Origin of the sequence: Paenibacillus sp. CCS19 (assembly GCF_033239625.1) — a bacterium.
In the GTDB taxonomy this organism is placed as follows: domain Bacteria; phylum Bacillota; class Bacilli; order Paenibacillales; family Paenibacillaceae; genus Paenibacillus_T.
The window spans coordinates 1-18,464 of record NZ_BTCK01000007.1; the positions used below are offsets into that span (position 1 = coordinate 1).

General features: G+C 49.6%; 12 protein-coding genes. 5 read left to right on the forward strand and 7 right to left on the reverse strand.

What is annotated here, in order from left to right:
• Positions 1–1,215: 1,215 nt before the first annotated feature.
• Positions 1,216–1,380 carry a hypothetical protein gene (locus tag SBI19_RS07595; protein WP_317966647.1) on the forward strand — a complete coding sequence of 55 codons (165 nt, stop codon included), beginning with the start codon at positions 1,216–1,218 and terminating at the stop codon, positions 1,378–1,380.
• 308 nt (positions 1,381–1,688) lie between these two features.
• Here the strand turns inward: SBI19_RS07595 and SBI19_RS07600 are convergent, their stop codons facing one another.
• Positions 1,689–2,705, reverse strand: a complete 1,017-nt coding sequence (locus SBI19_RS07600) for an AI-2E family transporter (protein WP_317966649.1) — start codon at positions 2,703–2,705, stop codon at positions 1,689–1,691.
• A gap of 696 nt (positions 2,706–3,401) precedes the next feature.
• Here SBI19_RS07600 and SBI19_RS07605 point away from each other — a divergent pair.
• Positions 3,402–4,517, forward strand: a complete 1,116-nt coding sequence (locus SBI19_RS07605; protein ID WP_317966651.1) for a slipin family protein — start codon at positions 3,402–3,404, stop codon at positions 4,515–4,517.
• A gap of 114 nt (positions 4,518–4,631) precedes the next feature.
• Here SBI19_RS07605 and SBI19_RS07610 read toward each other — a convergent pair whose 3' ends face one another.
• Positions 4,632–8,033, reverse strand: a complete 3,402-nt coding sequence (locus tag SBI19_RS07610) for an S-layer homology domain-containing protein (protein ID WP_317966653.1) — start codon at positions 8,031–8,033, stop codon at positions 4,632–4,634.
• Between the two features lie 909 nt (positions 8,034–8,942).
• On the opposite strand from SBI19_RS07610, the gene SBI19_RS07615 reads away from it, so the two are divergent.
• Entirely contained in the window at positions 8,943–10,061 is a 1,119-nt protein-coding gene (locus SBI19_RS07615) for a slipin family protein (RefSeq protein ID WP_317966655.1), read from the forward strand.
• Positions 10,062–10,143: 82 nt separating this feature from the next.
• Here the strand turns inward: SBI19_RS07615 and SBI19_RS07620 are convergent.
• The 5 genes from SBI19_RS07620 to SBI19_RS07640 form a co-directional block, all read right to left on the reverse strand.
• Positions 10,144–11,288, reverse strand: a protein-coding gene (locus tag SBI19_RS07620; RefSeq protein ID WP_317966657.1) for an IS3 family transposase whose coding sequence is annotated in 2 segments (ribosomal slippage) — positions 10,144–11,015 and positions 11,015–11,288 — 1,146 coding nt in all. Because the reading frame shifts where the segments join, the coding sequence is not laid out codon by codon here.
• A gap of 158 nt (positions 11,289–11,446) precedes the next feature.
• Positions 11,447–12,133, reverse strand: a complete 687-nt coding sequence (locus SBI19_RS07625; protein WP_317966659.1) for a hypothetical protein — start codon at positions 12,131–12,133, stop codon at positions 11,447–11,449.
• A complete protein-coding gene (locus SBI19_RS07630) occupies positions 12,126–13,004 on the reverse strand; it encodes an ATP-binding cassette domain-containing protein (RefSeq protein ID WP_317966661.1) in 879 nt (292 codons plus the stop codon). Before SBI19_RS07630 ends, SBI19_RS07625 begins: the two co-directional genes overlap by 8 nt.
• A 40-nt stretch (positions 13,005–13,044) precedes the next feature.
• Positions 13,045–13,659, reverse strand: coding sequence for a TetR/AcrR family transcriptional regulator (locus tag SBI19_RS07635; RefSeq protein ID WP_317966663.1), 615 nt, complete (start codon positions 13,657–13,659; stop codon positions 13,045–13,047).
• Positions 13,660–13,702: 43 nt separating this feature from the next.
• Positions 13,703–15,181, reverse strand: coding sequence for an NAD(P)/FAD-dependent oxidoreductase (locus SBI19_RS07640; RefSeq protein ID WP_317966665.1), 1,479 nt, complete (start codon positions 15,179–15,181; stop codon positions 13,703–13,705).
• Between the two features lie 271 nt (positions 15,182–15,452).
• Here SBI19_RS07640 and SBI19_RS07645 point away from each other — a divergent pair, with 271 nt between their 5' ends.
• Together SBI19_RS07645 and SBI19_RS07650 are read left to right on the forward strand one after the other, a co-directional pair.
• The gene (locus SBI19_RS07645) at positions 15,453–16,424 is read left to right on the forward strand and encodes a tRNA dihydrouridine synthase (RefSeq protein WP_317966667.1); all 972 of its coding nucleotides are present in this window, start codon (positions 15,453–15,455) and stop codon (positions 16,422–16,424) included.
• Between the two features lie 416 nt (positions 16,425–16,840).
• The gene (locus tag SBI19_RS07650; protein ID WP_317966669.1) at positions 16,841–18,313 is read left to right on the forward strand and encodes an MFS transporter; all 1,473 of its coding nucleotides are present in this window, start codon (positions 16,841–16,843) and stop codon (positions 18,311–18,313) included.
• The last annotated feature ends 151 nt before the right edge of the window (positions 18,314–18,464 follow it).

Sequence of the window (18,464 nt, forward strand, 5' to 3'; positions counted from 1 at the left end):
CCAGAACCAGAACCAGAACCAGAACCAGAACCAGAACCAGAACCAGAACCAGAACCAGAACCACAAGTAGTTACAGAGGAAGAAACGTTGTAGCTTTATCTGCTAAATATAACGCTATGTGGATAGTGCCCTATCGGTGTATTTAGCATTTCCAACATCTTTCTACAAAGGATTAAACTATCCTACCCGTTCGGTGAGGTCACCAGATCTTTCTGGTCGACCTCCTTTTTGTAAGATTGCGGTAGCCGGGGATTGAACCCTCCTGCCCGTGGGACTCGGATCCCGAGAGCTATTCTGTTCGTCCCCCTACTTGTTTAACCATGCTTAGGCTAGTTGGGGCTCGACCCCGAATCATATGCGATAATGTGGATGACAAGAAGGTTAGGGGTTACCTGCATACGGTGCATGTGGAGAGTGTGGCTTTGTTGATTTATAAGGGATTTGAGTGATTGAATACCGCAGTTGGGGACGGATTGGAGACGAAAGTTGGAAAGGTACTCGCATTTCTAGTAAGTAAGTTTCAGGATAGGGGTTCAAATCCCTCGCCTAAACCATGAAAAGCCCGACCCCACGCGGTCGGGCTTTTGTTACGGGTTGATCGGCAAGCAGAAGAGGGGCATATGCCTCTTTTTTCTATTTATCGTCAACTTCTTTCGTCTACATATCAATAAATTTAGTAAAATCCCATTTCTGTGCTCAGTCGTAATACTTCCACCATGTTCGTTCAGGTTGAAATGAGTGATTATAGAACCTGTAAGACGCACAGCCTTACATTGGTTCTTATTCAGACCGTCGTAACGAGGCGAGGATATCAAATTATCCCGCAGTGCCGTGCATGCTATGCAGCGGTATCCTGTACGATCGTCGGTAGCAACCCACTATTCGGGGTTCAAATCCCCAATCGCCTAAAAAGCGGTTCTGGTAGGTTACTCGACTTCCAATCGAGAACGAACTAATAGTCAAGACCATAGGATAGAATCCCTAGCGGCTAGTTAAGTGCACTGCAGCAAGGCTTTGTAATCCGTGGATACCGTTAGTGCAGATATTCCGGTATTTTGCTTGGATGGAAGAGAAAGAAGGAAGGCTGAAGTTGGGCCGCCTCTTATTCGAAAGTCCATGTAAATGCCTGATCGATCGTCTAACTCAAACGCGATTCCGCTAGAATTACAGCGGGATTCTAATCCGTTGGTCGAACAACTAAGGGGGTTAATGAAGATGTTCAAGAAAATAACGATTCAAGCAGATGAGCGCGGGTTGCTTTTCGATAAAGGAAGTTATGTTAAGAAATTGATGCCGGGCACCTATCGCTTGTCGTCCTCCCTTTCTTTAGCCATCGTCGGTAATTCAGAGACGATGCTGACGCAGACGATTTATCGATGACCTGACCGAAGTGATACGGACAAGAACAAGGAACCGAGAGGCCAAGGCATTGCGAATAGGTTGATATTCGCGCCAGATGATGTCGCGGCTGCCATTCCGATCGCGGGTCTGGTCGGTGTCTGATATAAGTCTGCGTCGAGATTTTCAACTGGAAGTCCATGATGTAAACGCGTTCCGTTAGTCAACGCGATCATTTATGGTTGTGACCGTTGTAATCGTGACCGCAACGGATGAATAAGAAAGGGGCTACCCCGGAGCAAGCGACTTGGTCGTCGCAATCTCTGGAGCAGCCCCTTTGTCGTATTGTCCTATGCTAATGACTTCTCGTCCTCGGTCTTGACGTCAAGAATATCGAGCAGGAACATGAAGATCGGAATGCCGAGAATTAACCCCCAGATGCCGAAGTAATGCTGGGAGAATACAAGAATGACGAACGTGTAGAACATCGGCAGCTTCGTCTTGTGCGACATCAGCCGAGGATTGAGCACATACGCTTCGACGGCATGGATGACAAGGATCATAACGACCGCCCAGAGAACAAGCATCCATCCACCAGTCTGAAAAGCGATTAGGCTGATTGGAATAAACGAGATAGCGACACCGGCTACCGGGATGAGGCTTAACAGGAATACGAGAATCGTCAGGATGATCAGATAAGGGAAGCCGAGAATCCATAGGCCGATCATCGTAAGAATGGTGTTGACGATCGCGATGATCAGTTGAACCTCGATGACCTTGCCGAACGAAGAGATAAACTTGCGGCCGAAGTATTCCATCTCCTCGTAGAGCCAGCTGATCTTGCTTGTCTTGAACTTTCGCGTGAACTTCATAATCGACGCCTTCTGGAGCAGGAAGAAGAAGCTTAACAGGATAACGACGAGTATGATTTCCAGCCATTCGCCGAGCTTGGAGATATAATTGAGCGCTTCCTTGCCGTAATGCTGGTAATCGATATCGTTGATCGCTTCCGTCAGTTGCTGGGCGACTTTGTCGTCTTTATTGGTGTCCAGGAACTTGATGATGTTGTTGATCAGGTCGGTGACCTGGCTGATGATCTTGGGTACGTAATTCGAAATGCCGATGACCAACGCCGCAATGATGACGATGTACAGCAGGCTGGTGACAACATTGGGGTGAATCGTGAACAAGCGGTTGATCCGCTTCGTGAGGAAGCCGGTCAAGCTGTTCATAACGAAAGTAACGAGGAATAGCAGCAGGATCAGGTTGAGCATGTCTTTAAGACAATAGACTGTGAACAGGACGATGAGGCAGATCGTAATCTTGCGAACCACTGGTGAGGCTAACAACTCTCGAAATATTCCCATGTAATTTCCCTCTTCTAATATTAAACTTCTACATAAGCTAAGTTTACGTATGAGGCAGGCAGAAGTTGCTTCTTTTTTCTAACAAGCTAAGGGGGCACAAATGGCTCTCTTTTTGTCATAAACTTCTTTCTTCCACCCACTGATAAATTTAGTCGAAATGGCATTTTTGTGCTCAGTCGTAATACTTCCGCCATGTTCGTTCCGATTGAAATGAGTGATTATAGAACCTGTAAGACAGACAATCTTACATTGGTTCTTATTCAGACGGTCGTAACGAGGCGTGGATATCGAATTATCCCGCAGTGCCGTGCATCATATGCAGCGGTATCCTGTACGATCGGTCGGTAGGAACCCACACTTATTCGGGGTTCAATTCCCCAATCGCCTGAAAAGCGGTTCTGGTAGAGTACTCGACTTCCAATCGAGCACAAACTTATAGTCAAGACCATAGAATAGAATCCCTAGCGGCTAGTTAAGCGCGCTGCAGCAAGGCTTTGTAATCCGTGGATACCGATAGCGTAGCACCCGGTAGTTTGCTTGATGGAAGAGTAAGAGTGCAGCCTGAAGGCAGGGCAAGCTCTTATTCGACGAAAGTCCATGCAAATGCCTGATCGATCGCCTATCTCAAACGTGATTCCGCCAGAACTGCAGCGGGATTCTAATTTATTGGTCGAACAACTAAGGGGGTTAATGAAGATGTTCAAGAAAATAACGATTCAAGCAGACGAGCGCGGGTTGCTTTTCGATAAAGGAAGTTATGTGAAGAAGCTGATGCCGGGGACTTATCGCCTATCCTCATGGTCTCAATCCACAGTTGTCGTGATGAATATTGCGAAACCGTTTGTTGTTGAGGGCAAAGATTTGCAGCTGTTCCTGCATGATGATGACCTTGTACGTGAGCTCAATGTTGTACGCGTACAGGATTACGAGATCGTTCTGCACTACGAGGACGGACAGTTCCGGCAGCTGCTGAAGCCTGGTACATATGCCTTCTGGAACATGTTCAAGAAACATACCTTCTTGCATGCGGATACCAGACAGCCTGAACTGCCTGCTGAGGTAGACCGTTCTGTTGTTCCAAAGCTAGCAGCTTATTTGCAGTCATTTGAAATTGCGAGCTATGAATCTGGGTTCTTGTTCTACGATCATGTCTTGCAGCGTGAACTGTCTCCCGGCAAGTATTATTTCTGGAGAAGTCCGGTGTCGGTTATGGTGAGGACCATTGATTTGAGACAACAACAAATGGATCTCATCGGCCAAGAGATGATGACAGAGGACAAGGTAACGCTGCGCATAAACTTCGTATGCCAATATAAGATCGTAAGCCCATTGCGAGCATTGGAGCTGAAGTCCTTCGACGAGCAGATCCATATCCAGCTCCAGCTGTTGCTTCGGGAATACGTTGGAACGCTCAAGCTGGACGATCTCTTGAAACGGAAACAGGATGCCGCTTCGTTCGTACTATCTCGGTTGCGTGAACAAGAAGAAGCATTCGGCGTTCAATTCCTGAGTGCGGGAGTTAAGGATGTCATATTGCCAGGCGATATGAAAGATATCCTGAACACCGTCCTTCTCGCAGAGAAGAAGGCGCAGGCCAATCTAATCACTCGTCGGGAGGAAACGGCCTCGACCCGAAGCTTGCTTAACACCGCCAAGCTGATGGACGAGAATGAGACGTTGTTCCGGCTGAAGGAGTTGGAATTCCTCGAGAAAATTTGCGAGAAGATCGGTTCCATCTCGTTGACGGGCGGCGGTGATCTATTGGAGCGGTTGAACTCATTGCTGGGCGAGAAACGGGGAGCAAGCCATTAATAAACTGTCGTGTGTCTAGCAGCATCAGACCAGAGATTTTCATTGTAAAATAGAAGGAGACCCTTCTGGTTGGATATTGTCCAGCCGGAAGGGTCTCCATTGTTCTACGCGCTTTTACTTAGCCAGATATTCGACGAACCTTACAAAGATAGCGGCTACTTCGGCGCGGGTGGCGGTGGCTGTCGGGTCGTAGAGGTTGCCCGGCTTACCCGATACAATGCCGATGCCCTGCAGCGCCTGAACGGCCTCCAATGCCCATGGGCTGATCTCACTCTCGTCCGCGAAGGACTTGGATTGGCTTTCAGGTATCTCATAGCCCTTGTACTTCATGTAGTTGTATAGGATTACCAGCATCTGCTCGCGCGTCATCGGTGAATTGGGTGCAAACAGGTCGGCGTTTATACCGTTGACTATGCCGCTGTCGGCCGCCCACTCGACTGCCGCCATGTACCACTGCCCGTCCGCCACGTCGCTGAAGCGGGAAGTCGTGTAGTCGGAGCTGTCTACGTTCTCAAGATTGGCCAGTACCTGCACGAACATCGCGCGCGTCATTGAGGTGCTAGGTGAGAACGTCGTGGATGTCGTACCGTTGAAAAGACCGTATGTGTAGGCGAAGTTTACGTAGCTGTAGTGCCAGTCGTCCATGTTGACATCCTTGTAAGGATTGCCCGACTTCACGAGGAAGCCCAGCGGAGTGTCTTCATCGAACACAAGCTCCGTACCCTCCTGGATGTTCAGCGACGTGCCGTTGTCTAAGCCGACACTCGCGCCGTCCGGTCCTACTACAATTGTACCGTCGCTCTGAATCTTCGAGCCGTCGTGGATATGCACCTGGCTGCCGTTCAGCAGATTCACATGCGCATCTCCGCCCACGGTGATCGTACCGTCGCCCGCTATCGTCGAGCCGCCCGGAATGGTCACCGTAATGTTGCTGCCTGGTAGTGTCACTTCGGCGCTTTTGCCCGCCGGAATGGTCACCTTATCGCTTGCGTCTATCGTTGTGCCTTCGGGTACCTTAATCTTCGTCCCGCCTTTGGTCGCAATTTCGCCGCCGCCGGGTAGGGTGATGTTGCCGTTGTTGTCCGTGACCGCGGGCTTATCCTTAGGCGTATTCACGGTGTAGTTCGACTTCGACAATACCGTGTTTGTCTCGGTGCCCGTATTGCCGCTGGTGCTGCCAGAAGGACCGGGCACAACAGGAGGCGTCGTCGTTGGCTTCGACGGCGTAGCCGTTGCACGGCTCTCCGCGCCTTCGCCCTTCGCATTGATCGCAACGATCTTGAAGGTGTAGGCTTGGTCGTTGGTCAGGCCAGTGAAGGTATATTGGGTCTCCGCCGCACCCAGTGTGACTAGCGTCACGCTGCCGTACCAGACCTTGTAACCCGATATCGCGCTGCCGCCGTCGTCAGTCGGAGCCTTCCAACTCAATGCGACCTGACCGTCGCCCGCCGTCGCCTTGAAGTCGCTCGGAGCAGCTGGCCCGTCCGTTTTTCTCTGCGCGAACATCCAATCGAAGACGTCTGTGTAGTCATTGTTCCAAGCTGGCAAGTTAGAGGACTGCGCAGTAGGAGCTATGCTCCAAGTTCCCATCGTGATCTGGTTGTAAAGAACCGCAGCTTCAACCTCGTGCGCTACATAATCAGGCAGGGGAGGTGTGATGGCCGGATTCGGTCTCTGACCCGGCTGATCATATTGATTGTAGGGCCATGTAAGAGCCTCATTGCTCTCAAAACGCGAAGCTCTCGCGTTGGTCATTGCCGGCATATTGGTGCTTATATAGGTAGCGAGGTTAGTCTGGTATATGCCAGTGTTATTAGCATTGATAAACATCCAGTAGGCCAGTTTGGCGTGCGCGTCGTTGGTGCTCGCGTTCGGTGATCCGCTTACCGGAGACATAGGTGCGGCGGCCGCGAAGAAGCCGGGGTAGGCGTTAACTAAGGTGTTCGTATATTGGCCGCCCCATGAGAAGCCTGCCGCGTAAATACGGTTAGGATCTACTGCGCCGCTGGCAACCAGTTCGTCTATAACCTTTTTAACATTGGCTGTAGAGGGAGTAGATGTGCCATTATACGAAATATTCAGGATATGGCTGGCGTATTTCTGCGGGTTTTCTTCCATTTTCTTCATTAGAGCAACCGAGCCGTTGGCGGATTTCATGGCCGCTTTGGGATCTGTTTCAGAGTTAGTGCCGCCTCGCGACATGCCGTGGGTATAGACATACAGCGGCAATCGTTGCACCACATTACCGTTGTCATCCTTGTGAAGATAGAGCGCGCGATTGACCGAATCGCCCGTAGGAGTTGTAAACTTGTCAAGGATCGGATTCACAACTTTGTCCTGTTCAAAAACCACGTTGCGAAGCGAACTCCCATCTGTTAGTGAGATCTCGTCGTTCTGGACGATGTTGTAAACCTGCTTGGTCGAGTTACTGGTGCCGTCCAGCGTTGTATTGCCGCCGCTCTCTGTATAAAACTCCAATTCCACTACGATGTAACGGCCGCTTGCCAGTCCTTCCTGATAATCCGGGGAATTGCTTACTGCGCCCTTATAGCCCCGTACCTTTGGTTTGTCATTGGCGTACACCCTTGTGATTTTGCGCGTTCCTTCAAAGGTCACCGCGTCGCCGCTGAGGGTCGTGTTCCTAGCCGAGACGGCGAACAAGCCTGGGTTAAGCGCGGAGCCTAACGCCGCCTTCCCATCGCCTAAGTCGATGATGACAGCCGTCGTGTACTCGCCGCGGGCGAAGTTGTCATTCCATACGATAAAAGGAAGCTGCTTCGCGTCCGGATCGTTCTTGAATGTCACGAGAATGGTATGGTCAGCCTCAATATTTGTAAAGGTATATGTGCCATCAGCAGATAGAGTCACGGCATTGCCGTCTACCATTACGGTATCTACGATTTTGCCGTAATTGGGGGTGAACGTAAATTGTTTGCTTGAGCCCTTAGCTAGTCTCAGAACATCGCCGGGTGGGTTCGGCGTTATCGTACCGCCCGATCCCGCCGTGGCGGTGATTGAGAATCTGTTGTCCGCTTCATTGGCTGCAGAGAGCTGCAGGCTGTCTCTGAATGCAGCATCGCTGGAATAACCCGTGTCCGGAGCTCCGAAGGAGGAAACGACTTCATAACGGTCGCCGCCCTTGTCCGTCGAGTTATTGATATAAACCTCGAAGGTAAGCTTGCCTTCCTCTAAGGTCAAGGTTCTCTTGGGTATTCTCATCTCCACGATATATCCTGTATCCGTGATCTGGGTCCACGCAGCTCTGCCAGGAGCGGCCTGCCCTGAGAACACGCCTGTCGAGCTGACGCGCCATTGGTTCGAGCCGCTGGATCCGTTGCCGACATAAAACTCCAGGCTGTCGTACGTGTGATCTCCGCCGGCTCCCTGATAGAGATTTCCGTCCTTCACAACTACGCGGGCATACAGGTAGTCGTGGTCCCACAGGATTCTGGCTGTGCCCGTGGCATGGGGTCTTGGGTCGTCGGGTACCGTGCTTTTGTTGATAGGATGTTCCATCGTCAAGGCCCACAGCGGGTCGTTTGACCCGAGTTCGGGCGTTCCGAATAGGGCGGTCGGCGTTTCATCGGCCTGCAAGGTTGCAAGAGTTGTAGAACCGGGGTCTCCGTTGTCGGCGGCGGCGGCAAAGCTGGCAGGCAGCAACGAGGCCACCATTACCAAGCAACAGAGAAACGCGAGCACGCTGCTAAATCGTTTTAGCATCAATAATAATCCTCCTTATTGTTCGATCCGGTGGGCCCAGGGCTTACCCGCATCGTATTCGGGCACGTTGTCAATTTGACGAACGCCCAACTATAGGATGTGGTATATTTACTAGGCTTTCAACCTGTCAAAAAATAGAATCTGTGGAAACGCAAATTTAGTGAAAATCCCATTTTTGTGCGCAGTCGTAATACTTCCGCCATGTTCGTTCCGATTGAAAGGTGTAATTATAGAACCTGTAAGACCGATAGTCTTGCATTGGTGCTTATGCAGACGGTCGTAACGAGGCGTGGATATCGAATTGTCCCGCAGTGCCGTGCATGTTATGCAGCGGTATCCTGTACGATCGGTCGGTAAGTATCACCACTTATTTGGGGTTCGAATCCCCAATCGCCTGAAGAGCGATCTTGGTAGAACACTCGACTTTCAATCGAGCACAAACTATTAGTCAAGACCAGAGGATAGAATCCCTAGCGGCTAGTTGAGCGCACTGCGGCAAGGCTTTGTAATCCGTGGATACCGATAGCGCGATATTCCGAGATTTTGCTTGGATGGAAGAATTGGAAGGAAGCCTGAGGGCGGGGCGACCTCTTATTCGAAAGTCCATGCCGAATGACCGGTCGATCGCCTAGCTCAAACGTGATTCCGTCAGAGCTGCAGCGGGATTCTAATCCATTGGTCGAACCACTAAGGGGGTTAATAAAGATGTTTAAGAAAATAACGATTCAAGCTGACGAGCGCGGTTTGCTTTTCGATAAAGGAAGTTATATGAAGAAGCTGATGCCAGGCACTTATCGCTTGTCGTCATGGTCTCAATCCACCGTTGTGGTGTTGAATATTGCGAAACCGTTCGTTGTCGAGGGCAAAGATTTGCAGCTGTTCCTGCATGATGATGACCTCGTGCGAGAGCTCAATGTGGTACGCGTGCAGGACCATGAGTTCGTTCTGCATTACGAGGATGGACAGTTCCGGCAGCTGCTGAAGCCTGGTACATATGCCTTCTGGAACATGTTCAAGAAACATACCTTCTTGCATATGGACACCAGACAGCCTGAATTGCCTGCCGAGGTTGATCGTTCCGTTGTAACGAAGCTGTCAGCTTATGTACAGTCATTTGAAATTGCGAGCTATGAATCCGGATTCTTGTTCTACGATCATGTCTTGCAGCGCGAGCTTGCTCCCGGCAAGTATTATTTCTGGAGAAGCCCGGTGTCGGTTATGGTGAGGACTATAGATCTCAGACAACAACAGATGGATCTCATCGGCCAAGAGATGATGACAGAGGACAAAGTAACGCTGCGAATAAACTTCGTATGCCAATACAAGATCGTAAAGCCATTGCGTGCATTGGAACTGAAGTCCTTCGACGAGCAGATCCATATCCAGCTCCAGCTGCTGCTTCGGGAATACGTTGGAACGCTCAAGCTGGACGATCTCTTGAAACGGAAACAGGATGCGGCTTCGTTCGTACTGTCTCGTCTGCGTGAACAAGAAGAAGCGTTCGGCGTGCAATTCCTGAGTGCGGGTGTTAAGGATGTCGTATTGCCAGGGGACATGAAAGAGATCCTGAACACGGTCCTGCTTGCGGAGAAGAAGGCGCAGGCCAATCTAATCACGCGTCGGGAGGAAACGGCTTCGACCCGAAGCCTGCTGAATACCGCCAAGCTGATGGACGAGAATGAGACGTTGTTCCGACTGAAGGAGCTGGAATTCCTCGAGAAAATTTGCGAGAAAATCGGTTCCATCTCTTTGACGGGCGGCGGCGATCTATTGGAGCGGTTGAACTCCTTGGTGGGCGAGAAAAGGGGAGCGAACCATTCGTAAATGGTCTCCAGCAAACAAGAAACCTGCACACTCGTGGGACTGACCCCCGTTTATGAGACAGGGATCAAAACACCTTATTAAATTAAGCAGCCAGTTGCCGATATTCAATCGGTGACTGGTTGTTTAGTTTCGCTTGAATACGAATTGCGTTATAGTATTGAATGTACTCTTGTACCGTTTGTACAACGATTGCCGTCGTTGTGCAAGTGAGATTCTCAAGGTAGAACGTTTCAGACTTTAGTGTGGAATGAAACGATTCGATCAGGGCATTATCAGCGGGCGTTCCTTTACGGGACATGCTCATGGTAATGCCCTTTTCCTTTACAGCATGTTGGTATGCATACGATGTGTACACGGAACCCTGGTCGCTGTGGAGCATTGCTCCTCCCGCGTCTGGGAGCTGCTGCAGTGTATCCAATACAAAATGTACATCCTGCTTATCTCCAATACTGTAGGCTACAACCTCGCCGTTGTATAAATCCAGAATGCTCGACAGATACATCATGCTGTTGCCATAGGGCAGATAAGTAATGTCGGTGACCAGTTTCTGCAATGGACGTTCAGCTGCGAATTTCCGCTGTAGTAAGTGCTCTGCCACATATGCTGGTTGTCCTGTTTGTTTGCGCTTCTTCACCTTGACGCGACACTGCCATCCATTCTGTTGCATAATACGTTGTACACGTTTGTGATTGACCTTCTCTTGACGCCGTAACTGAGCAGTGATCTTCCGGTAGCCATAACGGAAGCGGTGTCTCTGGCACATTTCTCGAATGCGTGAAACAAGCTCGTCTGATTTTGTTGTTAGGCCTTGTTTCTTCCAGCGATAGTATGTGGAACGGGGTAGCCCGATCCAGTCGCAGGCTTGCTGTACAGTGACTATGGTTTTGATGCTTTCCATCCATGGTATTACGACTTCTGGCGACAGCTCCTTTCCAACTCCTTGAACTTTTTTAGCACTTCGACCTGCTGCTTTAAAAACCGATTCTCCGCACGTAGTTTCTCCGTCTCTGATTCGTATTCCGGACCTTTTCCATAGCTGTACTGTTTGCCGACAGGCTGCTCTAGACGGTGTAGTTCACCTGCATGATACCAACGTAACCACGTCTCTACTTGTGACTTATTTCGAATGTTAAGCTGCTCCATGATCTCACGATTCGTAACACCAGCCAGTCTCAATTCTATAGCCTTCATTTTAACTTCTAACGGATAGCTCACTCTTGTTACCAACGCAAAAACACCTCCAAAGTTGTCCTCCATATCTTACGACATGGAATCTTTCTCTTGAAGGTGTTTTGATTTGTCTTACGTTATGGGGTCAGTCCCCGTGCAGGTTTCTTGTTTTTTATAATTCCAATAATAGAGTAGAGTACGGGTGTCTTATCGGTTTACATGTAGGAGCGTCTCGCTGTAAACCACCAACCGCCGGCGAACAGCAGGCAGGCCACTCCGAATGTCAATCCGAATCCTTGGAGAAGGGAAGGATTGAAGAGAAGTGCCTGCAGCCCATCGGCGAGCTTGCTCCGAAGCGAAGCGATTGCGGTGAAGAGGGGGATCGTCGCAACGAAGACCGCCCAGATCGCCCATCCCGCGGCATGGCGAAGTCCGGAAAATAACAAGTTCAAAAGCGCCAATAGTAATAGGTATGCGCCGAATTGGTACCCGAACATGCCGACGATGCCGAATTGATCCCAGTGAAAAATGACGAGAATGTTGAACGTATGCTCATAGTTGCGAATGACGTTCATCTCCAGCTGCAACCATGCGATGTTGAGCAATGCGAGGAAGGCTGCCGATATCGCATAGACCAGCAAGACACCGACATAGTACTCTTTACGGGTTGCGCCAATATTAATGACCCGCTTGAAGAAGCTTGCGGGAAGAACGCTGCCCACGAAGATCAGAAGCACGTTGAACAAATTGGAGGCCGACACCGAAGAATTGTTCCCCGGTCCCATTGCGAGGCTTATGATGAGGTCCGTAATAACACTGACGGCGATAACGCCTAGAATAATCCACAGATAGAGCCGGAGTTGCAGCAAGGATGCCCTCAACAGTACAGTCGTTTTATTCATTCCGCTGCCCCCCTTCGATCAAATAGGAGAAAAATTTCTGGAGCGGCAGGCTTTCGATGGTAATGCCGAGATGATGCGCCAGCTGGCGATCCGTATCTCCGAGCGTTCCATATACTGCGGCCAGATCGTTGTTGCCGTAAGCCTCTCGATAGATCACTTTCCTGCCATAAGAGAAGCTCTTAACCGATTCATGATCGCCGCTCAACAGATGAGACTGGTTTCGGATGTTGTCTACCTCATCGTGCATCAGAATGGAACCGGCGTCCATGATATAGACCTGTTCAATGACCGTCGCTATTTCGTCAATCAGATGAGTCGAGCACACAATCGTACGAGGATGCGCCGCATAATCCTCAACCAGAATCCGGTAAAACCTTTCCCGCATCAGTACATCTAGACCAAGCACGGGTTCATCATAAATCGTGAGCTTCGCACGGCTCGCCAGGCCGATGATATTCCCGACCAAGGATTCCATTCCTCTGGAGAGCTGGCGGATTTTTTTATTCGGATTCAGGTTGAACATTCTAAGCAGCTCATGGGCGAAGCGCCAATCCCAGTTCCTGTGGAATACAGATGCAAACTGCAGGATCTCGATGACCTTGGCGCTGCCGAAGAACAGGTTCTTCTCTCGGATATAACAAACATCCTTCGGCGTATCACCTCTCTTAAGCCGAGAGCCGGCGACTTCAATCTGACCGTAACTGGGGAATAGGCTGCCGGTTATCATGTTGAGTAAAGTGGTCTTCCCCGCACCGTTCCGGCCGAGGAGTCCATAAATAGTGTTATCGTTCAGCTTCATCTCAAGATTTCGGACGGCATCGTGTTTGCCATAACGCTTCGTTAAGTCCGTGCATGCCAGAATCGTACGCAATTCCGATCATCCCTTTCCAGCTGTTCAACGCTAAATGACCTTAGCGACCCTGGATGCGCGGACCCGCAACAATGCGCATGAGAATGTCCGCATCCGGCATTTGATGACCGTCATCCATGGGCATGTTGAACGTAATTAATGCGGATAACAAGGTAAGGAAGGACGATATGAGCTGGCGGGTGTCGCCTTGCGCGAAATCCCCAATCCGCTGCCCCTCCTCGAACAGAGGAAGCAGCTGCTCAATATAGCGCTTCGCAGAAAATTGTTGGATCAGCTGCACCGCTTCATCCGGCGCATCATCGGCAGTATTGATGTGCTGAATCAGCTTGAATGGATACTGCGCGCTTTCCTCCTTCAACGTGCTTGCGGTAAAGGCGCGAAGCTTGTCAAAAGGAGAACCGGGAAGATCGTAGATCCTCTCCATTGCCTGGGTAGTCTCCTCGGCAACCTGCCGAATAAGAGTCATGAACAGTTCTTCCTTCGATTCGAAAAAGCGGTAGAGCTGGCCAGCGCTTAGTTCAGCTTCGTCGGCGATCATGCTCATCTTGGCTCCATGCAAGCCGCGTACGGCAAATACTTTCAGGGCTGCTTCTACGATTCGCTGCCTCTGAGCTTCTCTCCGTTTAATCAATTGTTCTTCGGACAAGGGCGACAACAGTCAGGCACTCCTTTCAGCTTTAGAAACTTGCGAGAACGAATTATGTTGAAGTCATAAGTTGATCCAAGGCAGCGAAGGAGGCTCCCTGGAATGAAGGGATCGTGTGGGACAATCGCTCAACCAGCGGCTGATCCGACTCCTCCATCCAGCGGTCCAGCCATCGCTTTGCACCGCCGGAGCCGCCTGCAGCCGCCAAGGCTGCGACCATATCCGCATTCAACAATTGCTGCGGGGATAAGAACAGGGAGTGGATGAGCCAATATAATCCGAGTACATCGTAATTGGCGTTTTCCGTAGACCATTGAACAAGATGATCAAAGTAATTCTGCGCGAACGTCAAGCCTTGAATCGGCTGCGCTCCGACATATTCCACGCCTTCCCACCGCATGTCTGACACGACATTCAACCACCAGGCCGGCTCAATGGAATGCTGCATCCGCCGAAGGACATCAAGCTCGAAGCGGGGGTTAGGCTGGTTCAACTGTTCCCGAATACACGCTTCAAGGATCTCGGCTTCAATCGCCGCGAGCGTCATTCCTTGGCCGTAGACAGGATCAAGCTGACAGAACGCGTCTCCCATGACCAGCAGTCCCGACGGCCAATGCTGCATTTGTTCAAAATGCTGCCTGGACAGCTCCATTACCCTGAACCCGCGAGGTTGCCCGATCGGTTCCAGTCCCATCAATGCGTCGTTCAATAACGGGTTCCCTAATTGGCGAACTTCTTGTTCGAATAATGCCGGTTCTGTCGAGGGGTACCGACCATTTAAATTCCAGAGTACCATTTCTGCAATATCGTTTTCAATGACTGAGAAGGCTCCTGCATGTGTTGCAGCAAAGGGATCGCCCTCCATGCGAATCGTATTCAGCTCATTCTTGCGTTCGGCAGGGATGCGGTATCGACGAGTGCTGTAGCCCAGGTCTATCTTTAATCGATCAGGCTGCGGTACCTCGTACCCGAGCTCGGTGAGCCATTGAACGGTTTTGGAGAGTCGTCCGCTAGTGTCGACGATCAGATCTGCCGTCATCGTGAGCCGTTCACGATCGCCCGAAGCACGCTCCCTGATTGCGACGCCGGTGATCCGAGTGCGATCTTCGGATGTATGAAGGTGGGTTACTTCGTTCATGCCGAGTAAGCGAACATTGGCAATCCCCCTAATATAGCTTCGTATGACCCATTCGAACAGCGCCCTGCTGAATGCAGCATCGTGATTGTGCTCGACTGCGGTCATACAACCGTAGGGGTTGAGAAGATGCACGGTTTTCCCTCGAGCGGGATGGGCTCCATTGCTAATTAGATCATCGATAAGGGCAGGGAATAAACGGGTTAGAATCAATCGGCTGCGAGGCGTGAAACGGTGAGGCTGAAAGGCTTGAGGCGTGCCGGGACGGTTCTCGGGTTGCTGTGGAAAGGCATCTCGGTCCACGATCACAACCTCTTCATAGACTGCCGACAGCACCTTCGCTGCCAGCAGTCCAGCGACACCTCCGCCGATAATAATGGCTCGTTTCGTGTTCATTAAGTCACTCACTCCTCCATTATCTTGATTAACGTTCGCTCCACTGTTTGAGAATGAACAGTTCATTCTTAAAATAATCGATTTGAATTGTCCTGTCAATTCCTTCTAGAATTTCCGGGCGGAGGAGAATATCGATTTCGCCAGTTATATTCGTTTGTGAAAAGGTGCTCAAACATGCTATAAGTGTAGAAGAAGCAGAACCAGGAACACGATTGCTTTTATCATTAAGGGATCATGAGTTGTATTGATATCCATAGAGAGGTTTTAAGATATGACGAATAATTTTTGGCGTGATTTGCCGCGGCCTTTTTTTGTACTGGCGCCTATGGAAGATGTGACGGATGTTGTATTCCGCCATGTCGTGAGCGAAGCGGCAAGACCGGATGTTTTCTTTACAGAGTTTGCGAACACAGAGAGCTACTGTCACCCGGAGGGGAACAAAAGCGTGCGCGGGCGTTTGACTTTTACGGAGGATGAGCAGCCCATCGTCGCACACATATGGGGAGATAAGCCGGAATACTTCCGTCAGATGAGCATCGGCATGGCGGAACAAGGATTTAAAGGGATCGATATCAATATGGGCTGTCCTGTATCGAATGTAGCGGAGAATGGCAAAGGCAGCGGCCTGATCTGTCGTCCCGGAGTTGCAGCAGATATCATTCAAGCCGCCAAAGCCGGAGGACTGCCCGTAAGTGTCAAGACAAGGCTCGGTTTCACTGCCGTAGACGAATGGCGTGATTGGCTGACGCACATCTTGAAACAAGATATTGTTAATCTATCCATTCATCTGCGGACAAGAGAGGAAATGAGTAAAGTAGACGCGCATTGGGAACTGATCCCGGAGATCAAGAAGCTTCGTGATGAGGTGGCGCCGGATACGCTGTTGACCATTAACGGAGATATCACTGACCGTCAAGTCGGCCTGAAACTAGCAGAGCAATACGGCGTGGATGGCATTATGATCGGACGCGGCATTTTTCATAATCCATACGCCTTTGAGAAGGAGCCGAGGGATCATAGCAGCGAGGAGCTGCTTGGCCTCTTACGGCTGCATCTGGATCTCCACGATCACTATTCGGCATTGGAACCGCGTCCGTACAAGCCGATTCCTCGTTTCTTCAAAGTATATGTACGTGGATTTAAAGGAGCTAGCGAGTTAAGAAATAACTTAATGAATACCAAGTCGACTAGCGAAGCGCGTGCATTGCTCGACGACTTTGAAAGCAAGCAGCATGATGGGTAGAGGAACAGTAAATTGGGAAAGAGGAGATATCCTCTGGAAATAAGAAGGCGCGTCTCGAATGAGATGCGCCTTCTTTATGTGAAGTGACGGCAGCTTCTCAAGGGAAATAACGGAGTTCGTAAAGTATGGGGGATTGAAAAAAGAGAAGACTAGTGACGGGATTCTTCTCGAGATGGGTATATCAGTAAGCTTGTTTGGTTGTTTTATGTAGTTGAGTATTAAAAACAAGTATGTTATATTCATAACTTAGTTTGTTTAATCAACAAAGAAAGTAATGCAATTTATGGGTTTTGAAAAAAAAGCTTTGGAGGAGAAAAAAATTTAGTCGCCACAGAATATGAACAATGAATTTGTAAAATGTAAGGGCTTTATTTTGTTTTCTGCAAAATTTAGACATCTTAGAAGGAGTACGCATAATGATTGAAAACACACACCATGTTAAGCAAAATGAGTATCATAAGCTCAAACTTAGCGAACGTCTTGGCTACGGTTTTGGTGACTTTGCTCAGAATCTTGTTTTCGGCACAGTCGGCGGCTTTCTTGCCCTCTATTTGACGACTGTGAATGCAATTGGCACGGCAATCGCGGGGTTCATCTTCCTCTTTGTCCGCATCGTTAATGTGATCTGGGATCCGATGGTCGGGACTTTTGTCGATAAGCGCTCATCTAGAGCAGGCAAATATCGTCCTTGGCTGCTGCGCGCGGGTATTCCGATGGTTATCTTGGCTGCACTGCTGTTTGCGCCTATTCCTGCCCTCCAAGGCTCTGTGACTTTTATTTTCATCACTTATTTATTGCTTGATTTGGTTTATTCCGTCGTTAATATTCCTTACGGATCACTGAACGCTTCATTGACCCGTGATCCTGATAGCGTTGATCAAATCACGACGACTCGCATGATGCTTGCGAACGTTGCCAATCTTCTCGTCTATACGATGTTTCCGATGTTTGTTCAGCTGGTTGCGCCGAAGGACCGGGAACTCAAAGATACGGGTTTGTTTGGATTAAAACTAAATATGGGGACTTACACGGACCCTTCCGCAGGTAATTCCTGGTTTGGCGTTTACGCCGTATATATGGTAGTTGGCGCTATTGCGCTGTTCCTGTGCTACAAGCTCACCAAAGAGCGTGTTGTCGCCAACGCCGAACAATCGTCGCATGTTAAAGTCAATGACTTCTTCGTTGAATTTAAAAATAATAAGCCATTGGTCATCTTGGGCATTTTCTTCATGTTGGCATTTACGTTTATGTTCTTCATGAATACGGTTAATGGCTTCTTTACCGAATACACCGTCGATCACTCGGACTGGATGGGTGCCGTAGGGTTGATCGCTTCTATACCGGGAATCGCTTTTACCGTATTCTGGCCGAAACTTAAGAAAACCTTCGGTAAAAAAGGCTTCTTCCATTTCTTCCTCGGCATGTTTGTCGTCGGTGAAATCTTGACTTGGGTATGGAGTCTTGATGGTATGCACGATCAACTGTGGTTGGCTTATGTTTCAACGTTCATCAAGCAATGGGGATTGACTTCGGCGACCGGTTTCATGTGGGCGCTTGTGCCTGAAGTCGTTTCCTATGGCGAACTGAAGTCCGGAAAACGTAACGCTGCGATTATCAACGCGATTATGGGTCTGTTCTTCAAGGTTGGCTTCACGATCGGCGGTGCCGTTCCGTTGTGGTTCCTCGCCGCTTATGGATTCGATGGCGATGCGAAGCAGCAAACAGCTGCCGCGCTTTCAGGCATTAATATGACTGCGATCTGGATACCTGCGGCCCTTGCCGTCGTCTCGATGATTGTCATGCAGCTCTATCCGCTGTCCGATAAAGACGTCGATGACATCAACAAACAACTCGACGCTAAACGCGCTGAGATGAAAGCAGCAGAATAATTAAGAACAGTAAACTTGTGAAAAGAGATGATGGCTCAATGGGCATCATCTTTTTTCTTTTCTCAGTATGTTGTATGGTTCTATTCCATTTAAACGATAGGAAACTTCCGATATTCTCCCTCTTCCTTTACGAGAAGGTTTTTTCTTTTTC